Source organism: Oceanimonas baumannii, from assembly GCF_002245495.1.
Taxonomy (GTDB): domain Bacteria; phylum Pseudomonadota; class Gammaproteobacteria; order Enterobacterales; family Aeromonadaceae; genus Oceanimonas; species Oceanimonas baumannii.
The window spans coordinates 60,035-85,114 of the sequence record NZ_NQJF01000013.1 but is presented as its reverse complement, the minus strand read 5'-3'; the positions used below and the strand labels follow the sequence as shown (position 1 = coordinate 85,114).

The following is a 25,080-nucleotide window of genomic DNA, read 5'->3' as shown; positions in this document are numbered from 1 at the left end:
GTCAGGGTTGATGTAATGCCCTGGCCAGGGCCAATGTGGCCCGGCCACTGCCGGCTGCATCAAACTTAAGCGCGCTGTGTTCCAGCACCACCAGCCGGCGTTGCCTGGCGGCGGGCGTCAGACCCAGGCCAGGCACCCGCTGCCAGATATGTGTGAGCCCGCCCAGTGCCGCCAGCTCCAGATCCGATACCACCACCACCTCGGGAGCCATCAGCATTACGCCTTCGGCGCTCAGCACCTGATAACGTTCCAGCCCGGTCTCGGCACCCACATTCATGCCGCCGGCACGCTCAATCAGACCGTGGGCAGGAGTGCCCGCCCCGGCACCGGTTACGTTCCCCGCGCCGGCACCGTTGCTGGAAAGGTGCAGCACCCGCACCGGAGGGCGGCCCTGAGCCAACTCCGCCGCCCGGGCATAGTCCTGCTGCATGTGCCAGACCAGCTCCTGCCCCCGCCCGGGCACGCCCAGGATCCCGGCCAGGGCATGAATGCGTTCATCTACCGGCAGAGTGCGGACCAGCATGTGTGTACTCAGTGCAAAGCGTTGGCTCTGCTCGATCACCACCTGGTCGCGAACCGGGTTACCGCCAATCACCACATCCGGCTCCAGCGCCAGCAGGCTCTCAATGGCAGGGCGGTGCCGGTAGTGTTGCGCATGGGAAAAACCGTCACTTAACGCCGGATCCACCGGCAACAGCACGATGGCCTGCTCCATACCCAGTGCGCGGGCAATCTCGGCATGACCCGGATCCAGCACCGCCACTCTGGGCACCGGCCAGGCCGTCAGACTCCAGCACAGCAACACCACACCAGGCAGCGTGTGCATGGGGCGAAAAAGAAAAAACAGCATGGTTACAACGGTGACCAACTCGAATTATCGAAAGATAAGTTAAATGATAATCACAATCAATAACAGCTTTGATTTAATTTCATTAATACCAAACCGCGCTAGCGCAAACGTTGTTATTACAAAGAAAAGTTGATGGGCACGGTCAGGGTAAGCTGTGTGCCAGAGATCACCGCGGGGGGCTTGGGCAGGGGGGAGGCGCGCCGCACCAGGGCCAGGGCTTCTTTATCGAGGGAGGAAGTGCCGCTGCTGCCCACCAATGAGGCCGACAGCACCTTGCCGCTGCGATCCATGGTAAAGCTGATGCGGGGCATGCCTTCCCTGCCCTGCCGGCGGGCATGGCGCGGATAGCGCTTGTGCCGCTCAAGGTGGGCATGCAGTTTCTGCTGCCAGCTGATTCTGGCGGCTCTGTGCTGCACGCTGGTCTGCCCCTGACGGGGAGCCGACAACCTGTCGCTCCGGGGCGCATTAACGCTTTGCTCGGCCTGGGCGCGCTGGCTTTGTTGTGCCCGCTCACTGTGTGAGTTGGCCTCGGTTACCGGAGCGGGCTTGGGCTCGGCTTTTTTCACCGTGCGCTCAACGGGTTTGCGCGGTTTGGGCTTGGGTTTTGGTTTGGGCTCGGGCTTTTTTTCACTGGCCCGCAACGGCGAGGGTTTATCGGCCTTTGGTGCCGGCACCAAAGGTGCCGTTTCCGGCTCTGGCTCGGCCACCGGCGGGGGCGGCGCGCTGGCGCTGATTTCTGGCTGAGGCGGACCCGGGTCCTGCATTGGCTGAGGTTTGGGTGAGGTCACCGGCCCCACCATGCTGACCACCATGGGCACCGCCGCCGGAGCCATGGGGACGGGCACCGGACGGGGCTGCCATAGCCAGGCGGCCACCGCCAGGCCGTGCAGAGCCAGGCTGAATGACACCCCGGCCACAAGCCAGCGGCCGGTGTTCTCGGGAGGCACTCCAGGTCCGGCCAGCACCGTCATGATGCGGCCTCCAGCCCCACCAGCGCCACCTGCAAATAGCCTGCGGCACTGAGCGCGTTCATCACCTTCATCAGGTTCTGATAGCTAAGGCTTTGATCGGCGCGCAAAAAAATGCGCTGCTCCTTGTCGGGCAACGAAACACCAAGAGCCTGAGACAGCTGCTCCAGTGCCACCGGCTGATCTTCGCCCAGCACCAGGGTCAAGTCTTCCTGCACCGTGAGATAAAAAGGTTTATCGGGCTTGGGAGTGGGCTCGGCGCTAGAGGACGGCAAATCCACCGGCACGCTCACGGTGGCCAGCGGGGCCGCCACCATAAAAATAATCAGCAGTACCAGCATGACATCAATAAAGGGCGTTACGTTGATATCGTGATTGTCCGGCAACTCGTCGGGGCTGGAAAAACGCTTGAAGGCCATGGCTCACCCCGTTTTGCGCAGCAATACTTCGGTATTGGCCGCCTGGTTCACCGACTGACGATCCAGATCCCGGCTTACCAGCACCAGCAATGCCACCGACATATCCGCCAGCAGGGCGCGATAACCGCCAATGGCACGGGCAAAATGGTTATAGATCACCACAGCAGGAATGGCCGCCACCAGACCAATGGCGGTGGCCAGCAATGCCTCGGCAATCCCCGGTGCCACCACCGCCAGGTTGGTGGTTTGTGAGCGGGCAATGCCGATAAACGCATTCATAATGCCCCACACGGTGCCAAACAAGCCTACAAACGGTGCCACAGAACCAATGGTGGCCAGCAACCCCGTGCCCTTGCTCATGCCGCTGCCCAGGCCGGCCTGCACTCTGTCCAGCCGGGCCTGCACCCGCTCTTTAATGCCCTCATCGCTGGCCGGCCCCCGGGCCGACTGGCTCAGCTCGTGGCGGGTAGCTGCCAGCAGCGCCATGCCCCCGCCCCGGCCGGTGTGGCAGTCGAGCTCCGCCTCGGCAAAGGTGTCGGCATTCACCACGCAAGCAAGCAATTGCCGGCACCGGCGGCGGGCAACCATCAGTTGCAGCTGTTTGCCCAGCCACACCGCCCAGGTAACAACCGACGCGACCAGCAGCAAAATCATGACCGACTTGACCACCCAGTCGGCGGCCTGATACATGCCCCAGGGGGATAAGTCCGTCTGCCCCAGCGCCGCCACCATATCGGCACCCGCCACGGCATGACCTGCGCCATGCTGCTGGTCCGAATTTGCTTCGGTATTTGGTCCGGCATTCTGGCCGGCAGGCGTCTGGGCACCGGCGGCATGATCCATGTCTGCCGTGCCGGTGGCATTTTCCGCCTCAGTTAAAGGTACGCTTGCCGCCGGCACTTCAGCCTGGGCGGGAGCCGGTGCCGCGACCTCTGTGCTGGCTGCAGGAACGTCTGCGGCGGTATCGGCCATTACCTGAGCACTGGCCCCCAGCAAGGTCAGGCCAATACCATAACGAATCCATGTGTTCATAACTACCTCGGTTAACCTGTTTAAACGCCTTCCCTGACCTTTACACCGAACGAGAAGGGAAAGTCCGTAAAAAAACGGAAAAACAAGTCAGGTAGCGACTTACCTATTTCAGAGTACTCTTAAGTTCCCCCGCCCGGCGGGCATAAGGCCTGGCCTGGCTTTTTTTGCCCCAGGCGCTGTAGAGCGCACTCAGGTTTTGCAGCGCCACCAGCAGGTTTTGTGGTGACGCGTCCGGAGCCGACTCCAGCCACTGCAGTCCCTGCAAGAATACCGGCTCGGCTTTTTGATAATCCTGCTGATTGTAATAAAGGGTGCCCAGCCAGGCAGCGGTGTTGGCGGCATTGAGAGGACGCTGAGGGTACGCCAGATAAAGCCGGTAGCTTTGCTCGAACAAGCGCTCTGCCGCATTGTGCTCTTGCTGGGCAAATTTAACGCTCGCCAGGTTACCCAGCACCAGTGCCTGCTCCACACTTTGCGTATGATTAAGCAACTCCAGGGTGTGCTGCGCCTCTCTGAAGCGGCTTTCGGCATCGGCATATAGTTTTTGCTGCTGCAACTGCATGCCCAGCTCATTCAGCTGCATCACCCGGCTCATGCTGGCGGGTTGCTGCTCGCTGAGTGCCAGAATTTGTTCGAGCACCGAGCCGGCCTGTTGTGGCTGATCCAGTTGTTCATAGGCACTGGCCAGATATTCCAGTCCGTTTTGCTGCAACCCGGCATTACCAGCCTGCCGGGCCAGCTCAATGGCCTGCTCCAGATCGGTAACCGCCGCCTGATATTGCCCGAGCTGAATGTGAGCCTGCCCCAGCAAATAAGCCAGCCGTGCCTGATGCGGCACCGGCGGCCGGTGAGTAAAGCCTGGCTTATCATCAAACCCCGACAAAGCCCGCAATAACAAGGTCCGGGCCTGCTCGGGCTGCTCTGCCACCAGCAGCTGGCCCTGAGCAGTCACCGCCTGCCACAGCTTGCCGTTGCCGCTGCTGTTCAACGCCAGATAGTCGTTCATGGCCTGCTGCAGCGCCGCCAGTGCCGGCTTGGGCTGGTTGGCCTGCTGCAGCAACATCCCCTGATTGTAATAAAGCGCGGCCAGCTGCTCGCCTGGACGGGCCAGTGCGGTTTTGCCCAGCCGCACCGCCCGCTCCATGGTGCCAAGGGCAGCATTCAGCTCGCCCCGGTCGGCCTGAATAAAAGCGAGAAGATTCAGGCTGCCGGCAGTATATCCGGTGCTGCCACCGCCTTGCTCCGCCAGCTCAAGCGCCCGGCGAATGGCCGCCTCGGCAGCCTGGTAGTCACCGGCCTGATAAGCCTGAGTGGCCTTGTTCTGCCAGTGTTGCCAGTCGCTGGCACTGGCCAGCGGGGCCAGATGCATGCAAATCATCAACAGCAGGGGGGTGGTCAAAGAACGGACAGACACAATAAGGCTCCTTGGTCGCATAAAAACAGTCGGGAAGTTAAAAGCGCTTTTCCAGTTTGAGGCTGTATTGGTTTTTTTCATGGCTGTAAACCCAGTCCACATTGCTGTCTACCCTGTGGTGACGCAGGGTAAACACGGGAGAAAATCCGGCCAATGTCAGTCCGGGCAGGCCCAGGGTCAGGGTGTAGCTTTGTTCGTCATCTTCCCGCAGGGCACCAAGCAGTGCGCTGTAGTCTCCAAAGCGGCGCTTTCTGAAAGAGGCAAACACGGCGCTGTCCAGCCCCCAGTCCCATTGTTTGCTGACCCCGATGCGGGTGCCATAAAGCTGATAGGCATGCACCTTCTGGTCGTTGTCCCGGTGGGTATAATCCAGCCCGCCGAATAACAGCCAGCGGCCGGGCAGCTGATGCCAGAGGGTGGCATAAACGGCCGATTGCCGGCCCGACAGGTAATCCAGGTTCTGTGGCCGGTAGCCAAGCTGCTCGGTTTCCGCTTCAAACCGAAAGGCCGTTTGCGGGCTCAGGTGATGAAACCAGCCCAGCTTGAGCCCGGCAGACACATACAGGGTGTCGTTGCCATAGGCGTGATATTTGAACCGGGGCAGCACCGACACCTCGTTGCCGGCACTCTGATAGCTGTAACCCAGGCTGGTGACCAGGGTCTGCTCATTGTACTGACTGTGATCCCGGTAATGACTGCCATAAGCCAGATTATTCAGCACAATGCCGTGGTGCCCGGACAGGGAAAACCGTTTGTTAAGCGTCCCGTCAAAATCGAATCCGAGTGCCGCTTCAGCCTTGGGAGTGCTGCGCTCCACCAGGCATAGCCCGCTGCTGTGCAGCAGCAGGCAGGTATCGCTTTCCGATGACTGGTTAACATTGTCGTTATAAGCAGGGCCGATAGCGAAGGAGCCTTGCCAGGCATCGCGGTAGTGCAGGGCACCGGCAAAGCTTGTTACCGTGTTTCTTACTCCCTGGGCACGTTCATCATTGGCTGGCAGCGACGCCAGTATCTGCTCGAATAATGCCAGCGAGTCGGCGTTTTTCTTGTTTTCAAACAATACCCGCGCCTGCTCCAGCCGGGCAGGCAGAAAGTCGGGCTGCAGTTGCAGCAGGGTGGCATACTCCTGCTCTGCCGCATTCAGATCACCGTTAACCCGAGCCAGCGCACCTTGTGCGTAATGCACCAGCATGGTGTCGTGGCCGGGCAGCGCAATATAGGCAGGCAACAGTTGCCGCACCTGCTGCCAGTGCTTGCGTTGCAGCGTCATATAAAGCGCCCGGCCCAGCTCGTTCACGTTATTGCTTATCTGCGGGTCGCTGACGGCAGATGATGCGCGGCGCTCCTTTTCCAGCTCCTCCTCAATAAAAGACAGCTCTTTTTGCTGGGCACCGGCTGCATTGCGTTGCTGCAGCCTGAGCTGAGTATCCTGATCGGCAAACGAGGCGGCCGCAAAAAACACCACCAGCCCCAGTAACACAGGCCGAAAGTAAAGGTGAAATACACGAGAAGTCATAATCTTTCCGGCGGGCAAACACAAACAGGCAGGGGCGGCCAAGCCGCACCTGCCGGTAACATGACATCAGCCAATAACGTTACTGCTTGGCACCACCAAAGGCAGTGTCGTGCTGGCTGCTGCCAGCAAAGGTGGCAATACCCGCCAGGGCGGCAGCATCGGCACCAAAGAAGTGGCCTTGGGTTAAGCCTTGCGTATCAACACCACCGACAGTGGCTGTTGCACCACCACCAAAGCTGGCGGTAGAAGCGTTAACCATTGCATTGACAGATACAGTTAAAGCCGAGTTGCTGATTGAGCCGGTCAGTGTCTTCGCGTCAAAATCTGCGGTAAAGGTGCCAGCCAGGGCGTTAGTGCCGTCAAAGTGATTAACGCCTTTTACGTTATAATTGGCGGTACCTCTGCTTGGCACACTGGTATTAACATTGCTTTCACCAATGTAATACACGGTGCGGTCTGTAAAGTTGCCGTCTGAGGACCACTCACCAAACCAGATATCCTGACTGGCCACCTGAGCAAAACTGTAAACCGCTGAGCTTCCGCCATGGGGGTTGCCAATCTGATGAACTCCCTGATTCAATGTAGCGTAATTGGACAAGCCCTGAAAGTCGACCTTACCTCGGGCACCGCCAATGCCCGCCCGGCCGGCAATGTGGGCGGGCGGCGCACTGACAGTGGAAGTACCCACTTCAATGTTGGTACTATCACTTTGCGTGCCAACAAAGGTCGCTGAATACGCTGCACCGGCAAACATGGTGGATGATAAAACAATAGCAAGCACTGTTCTGTTCATTTCTATCTCCATTATTTACTACACACGTTATAAAGAGCAGCCAACGCTGCCCGGCCAAAAAATCAGAATTTAAAGTTCATTTTAAGTTTTACCGTTCTTCCCGGAGCCGGCACGCTGGAGCGGGCCAATGGATCCGTGTAATAGGCATCGGTAATATTGGTGCCGACTACTTCGAAGCCCAGGTTCTTGTTGTGCTGATATTGCACATAGGCATCAAAGGTGGTGGTGTCATCCCGCTCGATGTAATCGTCATCGTCATTGCCGGCAAGGTGAATAACCCGGGTGCCGGTAGTCAGTTTTTCGTTCAGCCAACGGGCACCTATGTCCAGGTTAAGGGAGTAAGGTGGCACCGAGTAATCAGCGGTATAGTTGGCACCACCAAAACCCGCATGCTGGCAAGCGGCAATGGGCGCACTGCCATATTCAAGCAGAGCACTTTCTATAATGGCTTCCTGTTCATCACACACCTTGTTTTTAAGCAGATAGGCCGCACCTAAGTCAGCATAGAAATGACCAATATCGTACCGGGCCTGCAGCTCTATGCCTTCCAGGGTCTGGCTGTCGATATTGGAAAATTCCAGATTGGTGTTTCTGTCTATCAGGTTTTCAGTTTTATGGTGGTAATAGCTGAGTTTGATATCGCCATCATTAAAGTTGTGCACTAGGGCCACTTCAAAGTTTTTGGCATGCTCCGGCTCCAGTGGCCCATAACGGTTACTGCTGGCAGAAAACCCAAGGGTGGATTCAAACATGCTGGGAAAGCGCAGTTGTTCGGTATAACGGCCATAGAGACGAGTGCTGTCATTGAATTTCAGCGTTGCAGACAGGGTCGGTGTCCAGCCCGAGTCCTCATTGCGGACCTTGGTATTATCTTGCGTAGTGATACTATGAATAAGGCTTGTACTACATTTTTCTACAGAATCAGCAGAGGTCGCAAATTTTTTATTAAAGCAGACATTATTATCCAGGTCATATTTTCCATTTCCGTCATGCTCCCAAATACCTTCAAACTTGATACTTTTATCAGGGAGCATACTGAGATACTTTCTACGAAAGCTAATCCAGCGCTCTATATTTTTCTCACTGGTACCCAGCTCCCTCATTTCATCAGCTTCAAGTTTCAAATAATCATCTAATACAGTACCACCATCAATTCCTGGAGCGCCTACCTTCGCCTCATAATAAACCTTATGACCATTCTCAACCCTCTTGGTCATAAAATACCCATCGCCAGCATCAATCCGGCTTTGTTTAAAGTCGTCCACCACCCAATAGGAGCCATAGCGGCCACCCACATTAAACTCCAGGAAAGATGTTGGCTGCCAGTTAAAGTTATGGGTAATATCATATTCCTGTCGACGACCCGCACGCGGCATTATCTGCCAACCATTACTGGCCACACTGGAGTATTCGTCATCGGATCTCAGCTTGTGATATTCATATTTACCACCCAGCTTAAAGCTTAAGTGGTCGGTAAGATCAAATTCATTACTGATATCAAACCCGACACGTTGGTCTCTTGAGTGTGTAACTGCCGTATTACGAATAACAGGGCTATGGTTCGGGTTCCAGCTGGGATATTGATTGGCCCAATTGGGAAAGCCGCCTTTATCGTTGTTCTGGGTTTCTGATCCACTGTGCCATAAGTTGGCCTCAAGATTGATAAGCCGGTTTTCCGGGTTCCATTGATAACCAAGGTTATAAGCTGTAACCTTTAAATTACTCTCTGGCCACTGCGCTAGCTTGCCATCCGTTAAGTCACCAGAGCGGCTGGCCATAATATCGCCGTAGTGAGACTGAGTATGCCTTACCCCAGCGTTAATCTCCTGATTATCAGCCAGTTTCAGCTTGCCTTTGAGCAGCACAGACTCCATTTCATTGGAGGTATTAGGCACCTCATGGCCGGGCAGCTGACGATGGGCCAATGAAGTGGGATCAACCTTGGTATTTAAAAATTCCTTTCGGTTATGCTGGCTATAGAAATCGGCAGAGTTTTTACCGGAAAAATAGTTACCGCTATAACGATAAGCATAGGCACCCAGCAGCTCAAAATTGTCAGTCCTTTTTGCCAGCGCCAGACGATAGGAATAATCATCTCCCGAGAAGGGGTTGCTATTTTTGCTGTCGTCCATGGTCGCCAGAACCGATGGATCAGCATAAGGATAAAAACGTGGATCCGGAAAGCCGGGCACATCACGATAATCCTGACCGGTATACAGCGAGGGCCATTTAGGCTTGGTGGCATTGTTGCTGCCCTCCATCACCAATTCCCCCCCCATATCCTGGCCGTCCCGCAAAATATCTTCCGCTTCTATGGTCGACACCACCACCCCCCCCCCCACCGAGGTTTTGGTGTTGGCTTCATTTACCGGCCCTTTATAAACCTTGATTCCACCAATCAGGTTAGGGTCGATATAACTGCGGTTGGATACTCCCCGGTAACCGCGATACACCGTCAGCGCCTGCTCGGTTCCGTCTATGGTAACCGGCACCCGGCCCGGGCCCTGAATGCCGCGAATGTTGGGGTCGAGGCCACCACCATTGCGCGGATCACCGCTGTATACGTTCACCATCCCCTTGAGCACATCACCGTCGCTTTTGCCCTTAAAGCGTTCAATGGTTTCCTTGCCGGCATAAGTAGTGGAAACATCGTCATCATAAACAGCGAATTTTCCTTCCTCATCCCGGCTGATGATGGTGCTACTGTCGCGCACATCAATCACATCCAGCGCCATCACATCACCGGCACTAGCAACGACGGCCAGGGGCACAATGCGATAGGCACCATCAGGCTGGCGCTCGGCACGCAGTCCGGTGTTGTTCAGCAGCAGGGTCAACGCCTGCCCGGGTGAGTAACTGCCGTGAATTCCCTCGCTGTAAACCCCTTGCGACAGGCTGCCGTTCAGATGAAAGGTAATGCCTGCATCCAGGGCAAACTGGCTGAGCACGGTGTCGAGCCGGCCTGGGGCAATATCAAAGCTCTGCGCCTCCGCCGCCCGAACGTGCTCAGGAGCCAGCGAGCTGGCCAGGCCCAGGGTGGCAGCCAGCCACACAGACAGCAAACGGGGTTTAAACGGGGTTCTCACTGCATTTTTCCTGCGTCAGTTAAAGGGTCTTACTCTTTATACCGGACAAACACAGCAAACCCGCAAATGAGAATGAAAATACTTTAATGGAATCAGCGAGCCGACACTCTGACCCAGTAACGAGTGAAATGACGCACCCTGACAGGCAGAATCTGAGCCAGATGGCGCAGCACGGCCTCGGTGTCATTCACCATAAAGACCCCGGTCACCTTCAGCCGGTGCAGGGAAGCATCCGCCCGCAATACGCCGGGGTGATAGCGGGCCAGCTCGGCAATAAACTCGTGAAGAGGCTGGCCGGTGGCCACCAGTTTGTGCGCAGTCCAGAGCCCGGCCCCGTCGGCCAGAGGCTGAGCGGCCGAAGCATCGGTGCCGGTAAGCTGGCCCTGCTCTCCGGCCAGGATGCGCGACGTGCCACCGCTGATGGCCGGGCGCAGCTCTACTGCTCCTTCCAGCACTTCTACCTGCGTCTGCCGCTGCCGGGCGTATACCGAAAAGCGGGTACCCAGGGGCACCACCCGACCGTGGGCGGTTTCCAGCTCAAAGGGGGTGCCATGGTGGGCGGTCGTGATCATCACCCTGCCCTGACGCAGATACAGCCGGCGGCGGCCATGATTGAAGTCCACCCGGACTTCGGTGTCGGTGTCCATGATCAGCCGGGTGCCGTCGGCCAGCGTCAGGCGTTTTTGCTCACCCACTGCTGAGGTATAAAGCTCGCCGCTGTGTTGCGGCCACCGGGTGGGCAGCACCAGCGTGCCCACAGACACCCCGCCCCACAGCAAAAACTGCCGGCGCGACGGGCCCTGAGACCTGCCCAGCACCCGGCTGCCGGTGTGCGGCTGTGGCAAGGTGCTGAACTTTTGCTGCAACCGCTGCAGCTGTTGCCAGGCACAGTCATTGGCAGGGTGCTGTTCTCGCCAGGCTTCAAATGCCTGTTTATCGGCCTCGGAGACATCGTCGGCCCATAGCCGGGCCATCCAGACGGAAGCCTGCTCTATCGCCTCGCGGGTGAGCTGGGTCATATCAGCTCCTGCTCCAGAGCCGTCAGCAGGCAGGCCTGCAACGCCCGGGCCACGTACTTTTCCACCGATGACACCGACACCTGCATACGGGCGGCAATGTCCTTATAGCTCAATCCTTCAAGCTGGCGCAGCAGCAGCGCCTGCCTGACCTGATTGGGCAACCGGTGCAGCAGGGCATCGATTTCCACCAGGGCTTCCACCATTTGCACCCGGGCCTCGGGCGAAATGGCGACGGGCTCCGGCTCCAGTTGCAATTGCGCCAGGTAAGCGGCCTCAATGCGACGCCGGCGATATAAGTCGATCACCAGCCCTTTGGCAATGTGGGTGAGATAACGTCGGGAATCATCCGGCTCGGGCAGGCGGCCACTGACCAGCAGCCGTAAATAGGTGTCTTGTGCCAGATCGGCTCCCGCCTCAGGGCAGGATACGCGCCGGGAAATAAACGACGACAACCAGCCATGGTGCTCCCTGAACATGGTTGCAACACTGTTGGCGGTGGCCTGGCTGATAACCGTCATGATGCATACTCCCTTTATTGCGCCACAAAGAATAATGTGAATCATTATCATTAAAGAGGTGTGTTTGGCAATCTTTTCGGAGAAGAGAGGCGGCTTTATGCGTAAAGCGACACAAAACCTTCATGCAGCATGCGGGTTTCAATAACACCGGCCTGCCACCTGCACGAGCAGGCCGGTTGCGGTAATGATCTTATTCAGCCGCCATGCGCTCGGCTTTCAGCGCACGCCGGTGCGCCAGCACAAAGGCGATGGCAAAAAACAGGGTCATCAGTAACACGATGGTAGGGGCCGGAGCGCTGTCGAGATAGAAGGAAATATACACGCCGAAAAAGCCGCCGCTCGTGCCGAACAGCACCGCCAGCAGCAACATATGGGTAAAACGCCGGGCCAGCAAAAAAGCGGTAGCACCGGGGGCGATCAGCAAGGCAATGGCCAGCAACAGCCCTACTGAGGTCAGCGCCGCCACAATGGTGAGGGTAATCAGGCACAGCAAGCCATAATGGAGCCAGCCCACTTTCAGCCCCACCGCCCTGGCCTGCACCGGATCAAAGGCATGCAGCAAAAAATCTTTCCATTTCATGGCCAGTACCAGCACGGTAAGCAGGGCCACAGCACCGGTCTCAGCAATGTCCCTCAGACCCACCCCGAGCAAATCGCCAAACAGAATATGATCCAGGTGTACCTCGGTGCTGATCTGCACGTAAATCAGCAGGCCCAGAGCAAACATGCCGGAAAACACGATCCCCATAACAGTGTCCTGCTTGATCCGGCTGTTAGCAGCCAGAAAGCCAATGCTGAATGCACAGGCCATACCGGCACCAAAGGCGCCCAGCGCCAGCGGAATACCGGTCATATAGGCCAGCACCACACCGGGAAACACCGCATGGCTCATGGCATCGCCCATCAATGCCCAGCCACGTAGCACCATAAAGCAGGACAACAGCGCCGCCGGCACCGACACCACCACAGCCATCATCATGGCGTGCACCATAAAGTCGAACCGGAAGGGCTGCAGCAACAGCTCTGGCAAGGTCATGTCTGCCACTCCCGCGCCCTGGCGGCACGCCGGCGGGCGCTCAGATAGCCGTGTTTGGGTGCAAATACAAACGCCAGCAGAAAAATCAGGGTCTGCAGGACCACAATCAGGGCACCGGTAGCACCATTGAGAAAATAGCTGAGGTAAGCACCTGCAGCACTGGTCGTGGTCCCCAGGCCAACGGCAATCAACAGCAGCACCGGAAAGCGATCGCTCAACAGATAGGCGGTGGCGCCGGGCGTGACCACCATGCAGATAACCAGAAAAGCCCCGACGGTTTGCATTGCCGCCACCGAACTGGCCGCCAGCAACGCAAAAAACATGATTTTCAGTAAGTGAGGCTTCAACCCCAGTGTGTATGCATGATTTTCATCAAAAAACACCACCAGTAGATCTTTCCATTTGCACAGCAGTACCACCAGAGCAACCATACTGATGATCACCAGCTGCACAATATCGGCAGGGTCAATCGCCAGAATATTCCCCAGCACTATGGTCCGGATATTCACCGCCATCGGCTGCAGCGATACCATAAACAGCCCCAGTGCAAAAAATGACGAGAAAATCAGACCAATAATCACGTCTTCCTTCAGCTTGCTACGCTGGTTCAGCAGCATCATGGCACCGGCGGCCAGGCCTCCGGCCAGAAAAGCCCCGAGCGAAAATGGCAGCCCCAGTAAATAAGCACCCGCCACCCCGGGTACAATGGAGTGAGACAGGGCATCACCGATCAGCGACCACCCCTTGAGCATCAGATAACAGGAAAGAAAAGCACACACTCCTCCCACCAGAGCCGATACCCAGACCGCATTGAGCATATATCCGTAGGTAAAGGGCTCAAGCAGGGTCGTCATGCTTTTCCTGCTTGCGTTGGGGTTGACTCGCGCGCCGTTGTACCTGCCCGCCTTCGATAATCAATGGCCGCTCATCATCACTGATAACCCCGATCGGCAACGCACCGCCACTCAGCATAAAGTGACGCAGCACACCACCAAACGTCTGTTCCAGATTGGCCTGGTTAAAGGTCTCCTCGGTGGTTCCGTGAGCCAGTACCGTCCCCTTGATTAAAATGGTGCGATCACAAAACTCGGGCACTGATCCCAGGTTATGGGTAGACACCAGCATGACCCTGCCTTCATCACGCAGCTCCTGCAGTAATGCGATAATCTGCTCTTCGGTCGTCACATCCACGCCGGTAAAGGGCTCGTCGAGCAAAATGACCTTGCTGTTCTGGGCCAGCGCCCGGGCCAGAAATACCCGTTTTTTCTGACCTCCGGAAAGCTCGCCAATCTGTCGCTTGCGAAGCGCGATCATGTTCACCCGCGCCAGTGCCTGCTCTACTGCATCTCGATCCGCCGCCTTGGGCCGGCGCAACAACCCCATATGGCCATAACGCCCCATCATGACGACATCTTCCACCAGCACCGGAAAGTTCCAGTCCACTTCTTCGGCCTGCGGCACATAAGCCACCAGATTCTGCCGCAAGGCCCGGGTGACCGGCATGCCCAGCAGGCGAATATCGCCGGCCACCGGGCGCACAAATCCCATAATGGCCTTGAACAGGGTCGACTTGCCGGAGCCGTTCACCCCCACCAGGGCGGCAATGGTGCCCAGCGGCAAATGAAAGCTGGCATCATGCAAGACGGTGTGACCATTGCGATAGGTCACCGTAATCCCACTCACCACCATGCCAGCCCCATCTAATGACGCAGCCAGTGTGTCGATAGTGTTCATTTTCCCCCCTCAGTCAGCCCGCGAGCAATGGTGTCTGAGGTCACCCGCAGCAACTCGAGATAATTCGGTACCGGGCCGCCCTGTTCACTCAGCGAGTCAACATAGAGCACACCGCCGTAATGGGCCCCGGTTTCCCGGGCTACCTGACGGGCAGGCTTGTCGGAAACAGTACTCTCACTGAACACCACCGGAATATCATGCTGGCGCACCGTGTCGATCACGTGCCGAACCTGCTGGGGGGTCCCCTGCTGGTCAGCATTGATCGGCCACAGGTACAGCTCTTTCAGGCCGTAGTCCCGGGCCAGATAGGAAAACGCCCCTTCACTGGTTACCAGCCAGCGCTGCCGCTCGGGAATACGGGAGAACAGGTCACGGATGGGGGAAGTTTCATCGGCAATTTTCTGTTTATAGGCCTCGGCATTGGCCCGGTAGACCTCCGCGTTGCCGGGGTCGTGCTGCAGGAAAGCCGCAAGAATGTTGTCCACGTAGATAAGGGCATTATCAGGCGACATCCAGGCATGCGGGTTAGGCTTGCCGTCATAGGGGCCACCGGTAATGCTCATGGGAGTAATGCCTTCACTGACCACAACCTCGGGCACATTGCTCAGGTTTCGGTAAAACTTTTCGAACCACAGCTCCAGGTTCAGGCCATTGGACAGAATAAGCTTGGCATCGCTGGCCCGAATCATGTCGCCCGGCGTGGGCTGGTATTCATGGATTTCAGTACCGGGCCTGGTAATGGACTCGACAACAGCAGCATCACCGGCCACATTAAGGGCCATATCGGCGATCACGGTAAAGGTGGTGACCGCCTTGAACTTTTCCTGAGCAGCCACCGGGAAAACTGATATCGCCATACATAGCGACAGGATGAGTGCACCCTTATTGCACTTGCCTCTGCCACGATCACACATACCCGCCCCTTTTATTATGGTAGCGCCTTAACCCTGATAACTGATGCAGGCTACGGACAAAACTGATTCACACTAAATATAATGATAACCATTACTATTTGGTGTTTCAATTTATCCTTCTTCACGGCAAATATCCACAAAGCGACGCAGAAGGGATGAGTGATATTTTTTCCGATGCCACACCAACTTCAGTGTCCTCGACAACGTAATCCCCACATCAAGCACTGTCAGCCGGCCCTGTGCCAGCCTGTCTGCTGCCGCCAGGCGGGAAATCAGCGCCAGCCCAAGCCCCTGCTCCACCGCCTGCATCACGGCCTCCGGGGTACTCAGTTCCAGCATACGACCCATGCCATTAAGATAAGGAGCCAGCTGATGATCAAACTGCTCCCGGCTGCCGGAACGTGGCTCACGCAGTACCCAACTGCAGTCAGCCAGGCTGGCAGGTGTCAGGTGATCTTTCGCTGCCAGATAATGAGAGGGGGCTGCCACAATACACATTTCATCGGTCAGCCAGGCTTGGGTTTCCAGCTCGGGGCGACGATTTTCCCCTTCTATCAGGGCCATATCCAGCTCAAAGCGGGCCACCATATCGCACAGGGTCTGAGTATTGGTAATGGTAACGCCTGCCTGCAACCAAGGTTGCCGTGCCAACAACGCCGGTAGCACATAGTTCCCTATGGTCTGGCTGGCACCAATTCGCAGGCTGCCGGCAAGACCGCTTTCACTCTCCCGGCTACCGCCGAATTGCTGCTCTATGTCAGCAACCCGGCTTAGTAAGTCTTCCGCCATCGGCTGCAGTCTCCGCCCCTGGTCGTTGAGCTGCAGCCTGGGATGAACCCGATCAAACAACGGCCCGCCCAGCCGCCGTTCCAGCTCGCCCAGAGACTGGGAGACCGCTCCCCGGCTTAAACATATCTCTTCTGCAGCCCGTCCCAGGTTGCCATGGCGGGCAATGCTGGTGAACACCTGCAGCTGTTTGAGGGTTATCATTTAGTTTTTCCAAACGATGTTTTTAAATCATTTGGATATTATAAACGCAATGTTCTTTTTATGATGACGGAAGTCACTGAGGAGAACCGTTATGCTGAACAACACCCGCCACCGTTTTGCCACTCTCCCGACCCCCATCGCCGGTCTGGCTCTCGGCATTGCCAGCCTGGGTTGGTGCTGGGAGAACAGCGGCTTGTTTGATGGCCGGACTCAGACTCTGGGAGCGGCTATCGCTGCGGTACTGCTGCTGCTCCTGACTGCCAAGTTTGTCCTGCATCCGCGTTTACTGGCGCAAGATCTGTCTCATCCAGTGGTGGGCAGTGTGGTACCTACCTTTGCCATGGCAGCCATGGTGGTATCTGCATCCTTGCACGGCAATGTCCGCAATGCACTGTGGTTGCTGGCCAGCGGAATGCATATCATCTTTTTACTGACCTTTATGTTTCACCGACTGCGGGAGTTTCGCCTGCACCATATGGTACCCAGCTGGTTTGTACCACCGGTTGGCATGATTGTGGCTGCCGTGGCCAACCCGGGGGGAGCCCTTGAGCCGGTTGCGCAAGGGCTGATGTGGTTTGGTCTGAGCTGCTATGCACTGATGCTGCCGTTCATGCTGTACCGGTTGATGTTCTGCTCCGCCGTGCCTGATGCCGCCAAGCCCACCATTGCCATTCTGGCTGCCCCAGCCAGTCTGTCTCTGGCCGGTTATTTGACAGTAACAGATGAGCCCAATCTACTGCTGGTGGCCGTTTTACTTGGGGTCGCCATGCTGATGACCTCGCTGATTTACCTGGCGCTGTTTCATCTGTTACGACTGCCATTCAGTCCGGCTTATGCTGCCTTTACCTTTCCTCTGGTCATCAGTGCCACAGCCCTGTTCAAAGTGGCGACCCTGACTTCCGGAATGGATGAGCCGGGGGCATTTGCCCAACTGCGGCACCTAGCACAATTGGAACTCATCGTAGCAACCCTGATGGTAGGCTACGTGACACTACGCTACCTCCTGCACCTTACCCCTTTGGGTCGTCTGCTGACACCGGATCGACAGGCGACTCAATAATGGACATCGGGCACCGGCAGGGTTTTTCCTTCCCGACTGCTCTTTTCCGCCAGGTTGATAATGTTCAGCCCGTTGAGCGCATCACGAATGGTGACCGGCAACGGTCCCTCACCCCGGATGGCCCTGGCCGTACCTTCATAAAAATGTCGGTAGCCACCCACTTCCGACACAATGACTTCCGGCTCACCATCGGAGTAAAACACCCCGTAATCGCTTTCCGCCTCCTTGGCCAGATAGGGTGAACCGGGCACAATGCCGTCCCGCAGCCGTTCTTCCTGCGGATCGAAACCCCGCTTGATGTAGCAGCCACGCTCTCCCTGCAGCTTAAAGCGCAGCGTCGGCCCGGGATGATAGGAGCTGGAGTGCAGCACCACTTCCTTGTCGGCATAATGCAGCTGCACGTGAAAATAGTCGGTTACGTCCGAGCCCGGACGCTGGGACAGGCAACGACCGGTCACCGACAGCGGCTTGCCGAACAGCTCCAGGGTCTGATCCACCAGATGGCCACCCAGATCAAACCAGGAACCCGCTCCCACGCCGGGCTGATCTTCCTGGCCCTCAGGAGTGGGCCGGAAACGATCGAAGTGAGATTCAAACGCATGCACAGGGCCCACCTTGCTCTCGGCCAACAGACGTTTGATGGTAAGGAAATCGCTGTCCCACCGGCGGTTATGAAACGGGATCAGGCACAGCCGGCTGGTTTCGGCCAGACGCATCAGCTCACTGCCCTGATGCAGCTGGGTCACTGCCGGATTTTCCATGACAACATGCAAGCCCAGGCTGAGGGCCTTGCGCCCCAGCTCATAGTGCACCTCGTTGGGAGCAGTGATCACCACCAGGCGGGCACCGGACTCCTTCAGCATTTCATCCACATCGGTATACACCCGCACATCAGGCCAGTCCCGCTCCACCCGCTCGGGGCGTGACGTGTGAATGGCCACCAGCTCAAATTCCGGCAAGCTGTCGATAAAAGGCAGGTGATAAATGCTGGCCGACTGGCCATAGCCGATTACGGCGGTTTTGATCATGGTACAACCTCATCGAAAACCGACACGCTTGCGCATCCCGGTAATGAATATTTCAGCCTTACAACAAACCACAGCCCCTCCTGCCGGGTCAAGGCTGGCTGGCACTCCCACTGAAAAGAAAACAAACTGTTGACTTAAAAGCAACAAAACAACCACTTCCGGGTTATTTTTAAATCATTTCTACTCGCTAAAATCTTACTTTTTCCTTTGTTCCGAGAAGTAAAATGAAACCACATCAACTGGAAAAAACCATTGCCACCCGACGTGAATTGCACCGGCACCCGGAGCTGAAATTCGAAGAGTTCGACACCTCGGCTCTGGTAGCACGCCGGCTTAACGAGCTGGGTTATCAGGTCAGTACCGGAATCGCAGTCACCGGCGTGGTCGGCCTGCTCGACACCGGTCGCCCGGGGCCGGTTATCGCCCTGCGTGCTGACATGGATGCCCTGCCCATCGTTGAAGCCAACGACTTTGAACACAAGTCACAACGTCCCGGTTGCATGCATGCCTGTGGCCACGATGGCCATACTGCAACCATGTTGCTGGCGGCAGAGCTCATTATGGAAGCCCGGGACAGCCTGTGCGGCATGGTCAAAATTCTTTTCCAACCGGGCGAAGAAGGCGGCAATGGTGCCGATGTGATGATCAAGGAAGGGGTGCTGGAAAACCCCAAGGTTGATGCCATTTTTGGTTATCACAACAGACCGGGGTTCGATGCGGGCCTCGTATTTGCCAAAGCAGGACCAGCCATGGCCGGCAGCGACACCTATGAAGTTACCCTTATCGGTGAGTCTGGTCATGCATCCATGCCCCATCTGGCCGTCGATCCTATCTATCTGGGAGCGTGCCTGGTTCAGCAACTGCAAGGCATTGCAGGGCGAGCCAAATCACCGCTGCAGGCCGGGGTGATAACGGTCTCCTCCTTCGAAGCCGCTTCCAGCGCTAATGTCATTCCCGGCCAGGCCAGGCTGCTGCTCAATATCCGTAATGACCGGCAGGAAACCCGGCACCAGCTGGTCGGCCAGCTGGATGCGCTTATCGCAGGTATCTGTGCCCCTTATGGCGCAGATTACCGGCTCGAACATGTGCACCATGTACCGCCGCTGGTCAATGATACTGCATGGACCAATAAGCTCATTGCTGCTGCCCACAAGCACCAGGTCAGCGAGCAGATTGAGCAAATCGACTATATGCCCACCATGGGATCGGAAGACTTTGCTTTCTATCTCGAACAGGTGCCGGGATGCTTCTTTTTCGTCGGTAACGGTCAGGATTCCGCTTACCTCCACAACTGCCATTACGAATTTAACGACCAGATACTGGCTCCTGCCGCTCACACCTTTCTGGCCATTACCAAAGAAATGCTGGCCATTCCACAAACGTAATTCAATAAGGGACTATCTGATATGCAAAGGATTCTGAGCTCCATCGAGCGTGCCGGGAACCGGCTGCCCCACCCGTTTATTCTGTTCGTCACCCTGGGCGTCTTTATCGTCCTGCTGTCTGCTATATTGTCGGCAACAGGTACCAGCGCGGTTAACCCCAAAACCGGGGACATTGTAACGGTAAAAAGCCTGTTATCAGATGAAGGTATTGTCTTCATCCTGACCAGCATGGTATCGAACTTTGTCAATTTCCCGCCTCTCGGCCTGATTCTGGTCGTTATGTTTGGCATCGGTCTGGCCGACAAGGTGGGTCTGATGTCCAGCCTGATGCAAGTGAGTGTGGCCAAGGCTCCCCCCGCCCTGCTCACCCTGGTGGTGTTTCTGGCCGGAATCTGCGGCAGTGTTGCATCTGACGCCAACTACCTGATCCTGATCCCGCTGGCCGCCATGGTCTTCCACTCGGTGGGCAGACACCCGTTGGCCGGTGCCGCGGCAGCCTATGCGGCCGCCGGCGCAGGCTATGATGCCAGCTTGTTTGTCACCGTCGGTGATGCATTGTTCTCAGGCATTACCACAGAGGCTGCCCGTACCATTGATCCTCAGGCCTATATCTCACCGCTCGACAACTACTACTTCGTGGCTTGCTCGGTACTGGTGCTGGCCGTGGTGGGCACCGTGATTGTGGATCGTTTTGTTGAACCTTACCTGAACCGGTCTCTGCCTGTTAACGGTAAGCAGTGTCAGGCAAAACCTGTTCTGGTGGAGCTGAGCACGGCCGAAAAGCGGGGGCTGAAGCGCGTGATGTGGGCCAGCCTGGCCTACCTGGGACTGGTATTGCTGCTGGTACTGCCAGAAACATCTCCGTTGCGTAACCCGGATGGCGGTCTGGTACCCTCTCCTTTCCTGAAGTCCTTTGTACCCATCTTGTTTGGATACTTTATCACCATCGGCCTGACCTACGGGGTCAGCGTAGACAAGATCCGTTCCAGCCGGGATGTGCCGGAGCTGATGGCCGAGTCCACCAGGGAACTGGCCACCACACTGGTGCTGTTTTTTGCTATTGCCCAGTTTATTGCTTACTTCAAATGGTCTGAACTGGGTCAGTTCATTGCCATTGAGGGGTCCAACATCCTCGAAAGCACTGGGTTCACTGGTATGCCCCTGGTCATCGCCTTCATTCTAATGACAGCAGTGCTGAACATTTTTATGACCAGCGGCTCGGCCCAGTGGGCTCTTATGGCTCCGGTTTTCGTCCCCATGCTGATGCTTTCCGACTTTAACCCCGCCTTTGTTCAGGCCATGTTTCGCATCGGAGACTCAACAACCAATATCATTTCACCCATGAGTCCCTACTTTTCAGTCGCCCTGGTGTACATGCAGCGATACGTCCCGTCTATGGGACTGGGCAGCCTGATCTCAACCATGCTGCCACTGGCGCTCGGTTTCCTGATCTGCTGGACACTGTTTTTACTGCTTTGGTTAACCCTGGGACTGCCGCTCGGCCCCGGTGTTTACATGATGATGTAATGTTCAGCTGGCCCTCAATGAGGGCCGTTTTTTATCCTAGCGCATGCCGCTCATTAATCTCCACAGATAACCTGCAGCCGGACTCAGGTTACGACCAACCCGGCATACCAGGTTACCGTAAGTATCTTCCGCTATCGGATGAGCAACCGGTACAGCGACCAGTTTGCCGCTGTTTATTTCACTCTGGGCTCCCCAGGCCGTCATAAAAGCAATGCCGATGCCCGCTCCTGCCATCAGTTTGGCCACCGAATGCAGGTTGCACCGGTAAGCAGGTGTCACCGACAATCCGCTATCCCGAAAAATGGCGCTCACGCAAGACTGCGTACCCGACTGGTCCGGTAAAAAAATCAGCTTGTGTGCAGCCAGGGTGGTTGCCGACACTCTGCCCCGCTGAGCCAGGGGATGATCGGGATGCATCAGGGCGCACAGTGGCCCCCTGCTGAAACTGCGTACCCGCAACCGGGGATCGGATACAGGGCCGTAGGTAATGGCGATATCCACTTCATCTTCCAGCACCATATCGTGAGGCTCACGGGGAAAATAAACCCCCGTCTTCAGCTCAATAAACACATCTGGGTACTGCCGGGATACACGCAATAGTACCGACTGAATAAAACTCTCGATAAAGCCGTCACCTACCGAGATCACAACACGTCCTCCTTTCAGGGTTTTCATCCGGGACAGGGAATCGGACAAATCGCTCTGTAAACGTTGCTGAGCAGCAAAGGTGTCAATAATGAGCCGGCCAGCCTGGCTCAGGCTGACGTTTCTTCCTTTCTTCTCAAGAAGAGCAATCCCGGCCTCCTGCTCCAGCTGACTGATATGCCGGCTTACCACAGAGGCGTTAATCCCCAGCGATTCGGCAGCAGCGCGAATTCCGCCACACATGGCGACCTGATTCAGATAAAAGGCTTTCTTGCCCAGTAAATCCATGCCTAACGTCTCGTAGGTAATGCCACTGTATGCGGCTTAAAAGTAATGCTTGATGTCCGTATAGCGTGCACGAAGATGTTCAATCAGCAGCTTGATCTTGCGGGAGGGCTGGCGGTTATAGGGGTAGACCGCATAGATACCGAGCACCTTACCCACCCGGTTGGTCAACAGATCCACCAGCCGTCCCGCCTGCAGATCCGGATACACCAGGCAACGGGGCACATAGGCCAGACCATAACCGGCCAGGGCAGCCTTACGCAGGGCGGCAGCGTTGTCGGTAGAAAAGTTGCCGTTCACCCGCAGTGAATAGGTCTCGCCATGGCGGCTGAACAACCAGTCCCGCGCCCCACTCTCCTGGTAGCTGTAAATCAGGCAATTATGGTGTAGCAGATCTTCCGGCACCTGGGGCTTGCCATGACGGCTGAGATACACAGGTGCCGCGCAAATGGTCCAGCGCGAGTCCAGAAAATGACGGGCAACCAGACTGGAATCTTCCAGATGACCGGTACGGACCACCAGGTCATAGCCTTCCGCTACCACATCCACGAACCGGTTTTCCAGTGACATGTCGACGGTGATACCCGGATGTAGTTCACAAAATTGTGCCACCGCTTCTGCCAGCAGCAACTCACCGGAAATGGTCGGTACCGACATTCGAATGTGTCCCTGCAAGGAGTCACTGTAGCCCGTCACTGCATCAAAAGCCTCCTGGGCTGTCTGCGCCACTGCCTGAGCTCGCTCAAACAGCACCCGGCCCGCATCGGTCAGCGTCAGACGCCGCGTGGTGCGGTGGATAAGAGTACTGCCCAGCTCCTGCTCCAGACGGGCAATGCGTTTGCTAACCACCGAGTTGGTCAGACCATGAGCCTCGGCAGCCTTACTGAAAGAGCCCAGTTCAATCACCTGGGAAAACAGAATGAGATCGTCGGTTCTTGGCATTATTTAACCAATTCTGGAAACAATAAGTTTCATTAATTCTATATATCAACAAAAAACAGATTATTAAAGTTTACATCCGTTTAACACCGCAAGTGCCATCGTACTCTACATTATTAAGGATACGGGTGGAGAGGCTGCCACCCATGAACAAGGTGACAAGGATACACACATTATGAATGATACTTTGCTGGCATTACTGGCCTTTTCCCCCATTCTGCTCGCCGCCGTGCTGCTGGTGGGCCTGCAATGGCCGGCCAAACGCGCCATGCCACTGGCCTTTATTCTGACCGTGGTCATCGCATTGCTGGTCTGGGACATGACCGGCACCCGGGTGCTGGCATCCACTCTGCAGGGACTGGTGATTTCCATCTCGCTGCTGTGGATCATCTTCGGTGCCATCTTGCTGCTCAACACCCTCAAGCATACCGGAGCCATTACCACCATCCGCAATGGCTTTACCGCCATCAGCCCGGATCGCCGTGTTCAGGCGATTATTGTAGCCTGGTGCTTTGGTTGCTTTATTGAAGGTGCGTCGGGTTTCGGTACGCCGGCGGCGGTGGCAGCACCGCTGATGGTGGCACTGGGCTTTCCGGCCCTGGGGGCGGTGCTGATGGGCATGATGATCCAGAGTACGCCTGTTTCCTTCGGTGCTGTTGGTACTCCCATTATCGTGGGGGTGACCACCGGCCTCGACAATGCCGCCATCAACACTACCCTGAGCGCCGCCGGCTCCGGCTGGCCTGCGTACCTGCAAACGGTCACCACCAACGTGGCCATCACCCATGCCATCGTCGGCATTCTGATGCCGCTGTTCATGTGCATGATGCTGACCCGCTTTTTCGGCAAGGAAAAAAGCTGGAAACAAGGTCTGGAGATCCTGCCTTTCGCCATTTTCTCCGGCCTGGCCTTTACCGTGCCCTACGCCCTCACCGGCATTCTGCTGGGGCCGGAGTTTCCATCGCTGATCGGCGGCCTGGTGGGTCTGGCCATTGTTGTCACCGCAGCCCGTAAAGGGTTTCTGGTGCCCAAACACACCTTTGATTTCCCCGATGAAAAAGACTGGCCGGCGGAATGGCTGGGTTCACTGGCCATTCACAAGGAAGACCTGCAGAAAAAGCCCATCGGCCTGGCTCTGGCCTGGTTCCCCTACCTGCTGCTGCCGGCACTGCTGGTACTGAGCCGTACCAGCGACAGCTTCAAGGGCCTGCTCACCAGCTGGAACATCGCCTTCAGCAACCTGCTGGGTGAAGCCGGAATCAGCGCCGGTGTTCAGCCTCTGTATCTGCCTGGCGGCATTCTGGTATTCGTCTCGCTGGTCGCGGTGCTGACGCAGACCCGTTCGCTCAGGGATCTGGGCCCGGCCATTCACGAATCGAGCAAGACTCTTATCGGTGCCGGTTTTGTACTGATGTTCACCGTGCCCATGGTACGGATCTTTATCAACTCCGGCGTCAATGAGGCGGATCTGGCCAGTATGCCGGTCATGGCTGCCCAGGTCGCAGCCGATCTGGTAGGTGGCTTCTTTCCTGCCATCAGCGGCGTGATCGGTGCCCTGGGTGCCTTTATCGCCGGCTCCAATACCGTGTCCAACATGATGTTTTCCCAGTTCCAGTTCGAAGTGGCACAGACCCTTGGCATGTCCACCGCCATGATAGTGGCACTGCAGGCGGTGGGTGCCGCTGCCGGTAACATGATCGCTATCCACAACGTGGTTGCGGCCTCGGCCACCGTGGGGCTGCTGGGCCGGGAAGGCACCACCTTACGCAAAACCGCCCTGCCCACCCTTTACTACCTGGTGGCCATCGGCGTGATTGGCATGATTGCCATCTACGGAATGGGCATCACGGATCCGCTGCTGCAGCTGTCCTGATGCCATGCCGCCGCCGGTGCCCACCGGCGGCGTTGTTGTAACCCTGACA

General features: G+C 56.7%; 22 protein-coding genes. 4 read left to right on the top strand and 18 right to left on the bottom strand.

The genetic code is table 11. The features are described from left to right. Position 1: 1 nt before the first annotated feature. The 15 genes from B6S09_RS14980 to B6S09_RS14910 form a co-directional block, all read right to left on the bottom strand. Positions 2 to 850, bottom strand: coding sequence for an ABC transporter substrate-binding protein (locus B6S09_RS14980; RefSeq protein WP_094279305.1), 849 nt, complete (start codon positions 848 to 850; stop codon positions 2 to 4). A 116-nt stretch (positions 851 to 966) separates the two neighbouring features. Then, positions 967 to 1,821: an energy transducer TonB gene (locus B6S09_RS14975; protein WP_094279304.1), complete on the bottom strand. Its 855-nt coding sequence runs from the start codon at positions 1,819 to 1,821 to the stop codon at positions 967 to 969. Then, the gene (gene exbD, locus B6S09_RS14970) at positions 1,818 to 2,237 is read right to left on the bottom strand and encodes a TonB system transport protein ExbD (protein ID WP_094279303.1); all 420 of its coding nucleotides are present in this window, start codon (positions 2,235 to 2,237) and stop codon (positions 1,818 to 1,820) included. Before exbD ends, B6S09_RS14975 begins: the two co-directional genes overlap by 4 nt. Before the next feature lie 3 nt (positions 2,238 to 2,240). Then, the gene (exbB, locus tag B6S09_RS14965) at positions 2,241 to 3,269 is read right to left on the bottom strand and encodes a tonB-system energizer ExbB (protein ID WP_243832852.1); all 1,029 of its coding nucleotides are present in this window, start codon (positions 3,267 to 3,269) and stop codon (positions 2,241 to 2,243) included. Between the two features lie 103 nt (positions 3,270 to 3,372). Then, the gene (locus tag B6S09_RS14960; protein WP_166670331.1) at positions 3,373 to 4,683 is read right to left on the bottom strand and encodes a tetratricopeptide repeat protein; all 1,311 of its coding nucleotides are present in this window, start codon (positions 4,681 to 4,683) and stop codon (positions 3,373 to 3,375) included. 37 nt (positions 4,684 to 4,720) lie between these two features. Beyond that, positions 4,721 to 6,199, bottom strand: a complete 1,479-nt coding sequence (locus B6S09_RS14955; RefSeq protein WP_094279301.1) for a surface lipoprotein assembly modifier — start codon at positions 6,197 to 6,199, stop codon at positions 4,721 to 4,723. Between the two features lie 79 nt (positions 6,200 to 6,278). Next, positions 6,279 to 6,992, bottom strand: coding sequence for a Slam-dependent surface lipoprotein (locus B6S09_RS14950; RefSeq protein WP_166670330.1), 714 nt, complete (start codon positions 6,990 to 6,992; stop codon positions 6,279 to 6,281). A 62-nt stretch (positions 6,993 to 7,054) separates the two neighbouring features. Next, positions 7,055 to 10,078, bottom strand: a complete 3,024-nt coding sequence (locus B6S09_RS14945; RefSeq protein ID WP_094279299.1) for a TonB-dependent receptor domain-containing protein — start codon at positions 10,076 to 10,078, stop codon at positions 7,055 to 7,057. 92 nt (positions 10,079 to 10,170) lie between these two features. Further along, positions 10,171 to 11,097, bottom strand: a complete 927-nt coding sequence (locus B6S09_RS14940) for a FecR domain-containing protein (protein WP_094279298.1) — start codon at positions 11,095 to 11,097, stop codon at positions 10,171 to 10,173. Then, positions 11,094 to 11,615: a sigma-70 family RNA polymerase sigma factor gene (locus tag B6S09_RS14935; protein WP_094279297.1), complete on the bottom strand. Its 522-nt coding sequence runs from the start codon at positions 11,613 to 11,615 to the stop codon at positions 11,094 to 11,096. Before B6S09_RS14935 ends, B6S09_RS14940 begins: the two co-directional genes overlap by 4 nt. 190 nt (positions 11,616 to 11,805) lie before the next feature. Next, a complete protein-coding gene (locus B6S09_RS14930) occupies positions 11,806 to 12,651 on the bottom strand; it encodes a metal ABC transporter permease (protein ID WP_094279296.1) in 846 nt (281 codons plus the stop codon). Then, a complete protein-coding gene (locus B6S09_RS14925; RefSeq protein ID WP_094279295.1) occupies positions 12,648 to 13,505 on the bottom strand; it encodes a metal ABC transporter permease in 858 nt (285 codons plus the stop codon). The genes B6S09_RS14930 and B6S09_RS14925 overlap by 4 nt, the downstream gene beginning before the upstream one ends. Further along, the gene (locus tag B6S09_RS14920; RefSeq protein ID WP_094279294.1) at positions 13,489 to 14,385 is read right to left on the bottom strand and encodes a manganese/iron ABC transporter ATP-binding protein; all 897 of its coding nucleotides are present in this window, start codon (positions 14,383 to 14,385) and stop codon (positions 13,489 to 13,491) included. Before B6S09_RS14920 ends, B6S09_RS14925 begins: the two co-directional genes overlap by 17 nt. Further along, positions 14,382 to 15,242 carry a metal ABC transporter substrate-binding protein gene (locus tag B6S09_RS14915; RefSeq protein WP_243832851.1) on the bottom strand — a complete coding sequence of 287 codons (861 nt, stop codon included), beginning with the start codon at positions 15,240 to 15,242 and terminating at the stop codon, positions 14,382 to 14,384. The genes B6S09_RS14920 and B6S09_RS14915 overlap by 4 nt, the downstream gene beginning before the upstream one ends. A gap of 168 nt (positions 15,243 to 15,410) precedes the next feature. After that, a complete protein-coding gene (locus B6S09_RS14910) occupies positions 15,411 to 16,289 on the bottom strand; it encodes a LysR substrate-binding domain-containing protein (RefSeq protein WP_094279292.1) in 879 nt (292 codons plus the stop codon). A 91-nt stretch (positions 16,290 to 16,380) separates the two neighbouring features. Between B6S09_RS14910 and B6S09_RS14905 the strand changes: the two genes are divergently transcribed. Beyond that, complete coding sequence (locus B6S09_RS14905) at positions 16,381 to 17,349, top strand: TDT family transporter (protein WP_094279291.1); 969 nt, start codon at positions 16,381 to 16,383, stop codon at positions 17,347 to 17,349. Here the strand turns inward: B6S09_RS14905 and B6S09_RS14900 are convergent. Further along, complete coding sequence (locus B6S09_RS14900) at positions 17,343 to 18,377, bottom strand: Gfo/Idh/MocA family oxidoreductase (protein WP_094279290.1); 1,035 nt, start codon at positions 18,375 to 18,377, stop codon at positions 17,343 to 17,345. The genes B6S09_RS14905 and B6S09_RS14900 overlap by 7 nt on opposite strands. A gap of 224 nt (positions 18,378 to 18,601) precedes the next feature. Here B6S09_RS14900 and B6S09_RS14895 point away from each other — a divergent pair, with 224 nt between their 5' ends. Beyond that, positions 18,602 to 19,762: a M20 metallopeptidase family protein gene (locus B6S09_RS14895; protein ID WP_094279289.1), complete on the top strand. Its 1,161-nt coding sequence runs from the start codon at positions 18,602 to 18,604 to the stop codon at positions 19,760 to 19,762. A gap of 21 nt (positions 19,763 to 19,783) precedes the next feature. Next, positions 19,784 to 21,289 carry an AbgT family transporter gene (locus tag B6S09_RS14890; RefSeq protein ID WP_094279288.1) on the top strand — a complete coding sequence of 502 codons (1,506 nt, stop codon included), beginning with the start codon at positions 19,784 to 19,786 and terminating at the stop codon, positions 21,287 to 21,289. Between the two features lie 36 nt (positions 21,290 to 21,325). Here the strand turns inward: B6S09_RS14890 and B6S09_RS14885 are convergent, their stop codons facing one another. Both B6S09_RS14885 and B6S09_RS14880 read right to left on the bottom strand, forming a co-directional pair. Next, complete coding sequence (locus B6S09_RS14885; RefSeq protein ID WP_094279287.1) at positions 21,326 to 22,222, bottom strand: LysR family transcriptional regulator; 897 nt, start codon at positions 22,220 to 22,222, stop codon at positions 21,326 to 21,328. Positions 22,223 to 22,258: 36 nt separating this feature from the next. Continuing rightward, positions 22,259 to 23,161, bottom strand: a complete 903-nt coding sequence (locus B6S09_RS14880) for a LysR family transcriptional regulator (RefSeq protein WP_166670329.1) — start codon at positions 23,159 to 23,161, stop codon at positions 22,259 to 22,261. A gap of 172 nt (positions 23,162 to 23,333) precedes the next feature. On the opposite strand from B6S09_RS14880, the gene B6S09_RS14875 reads away from it, so the two are divergent. After that, positions 23,334 to 25,031 (top strand): L-lactate permease, encoded by a 1,698-nt coding sequence (locus B6S09_RS14875; protein ID WP_094279285.1) that lies wholly within the window; start codon positions 23,334 to 23,336, stop codon positions 25,029 to 25,031. Positions 25,032 to 25,080 lie beyond the last annotated feature (49 nt).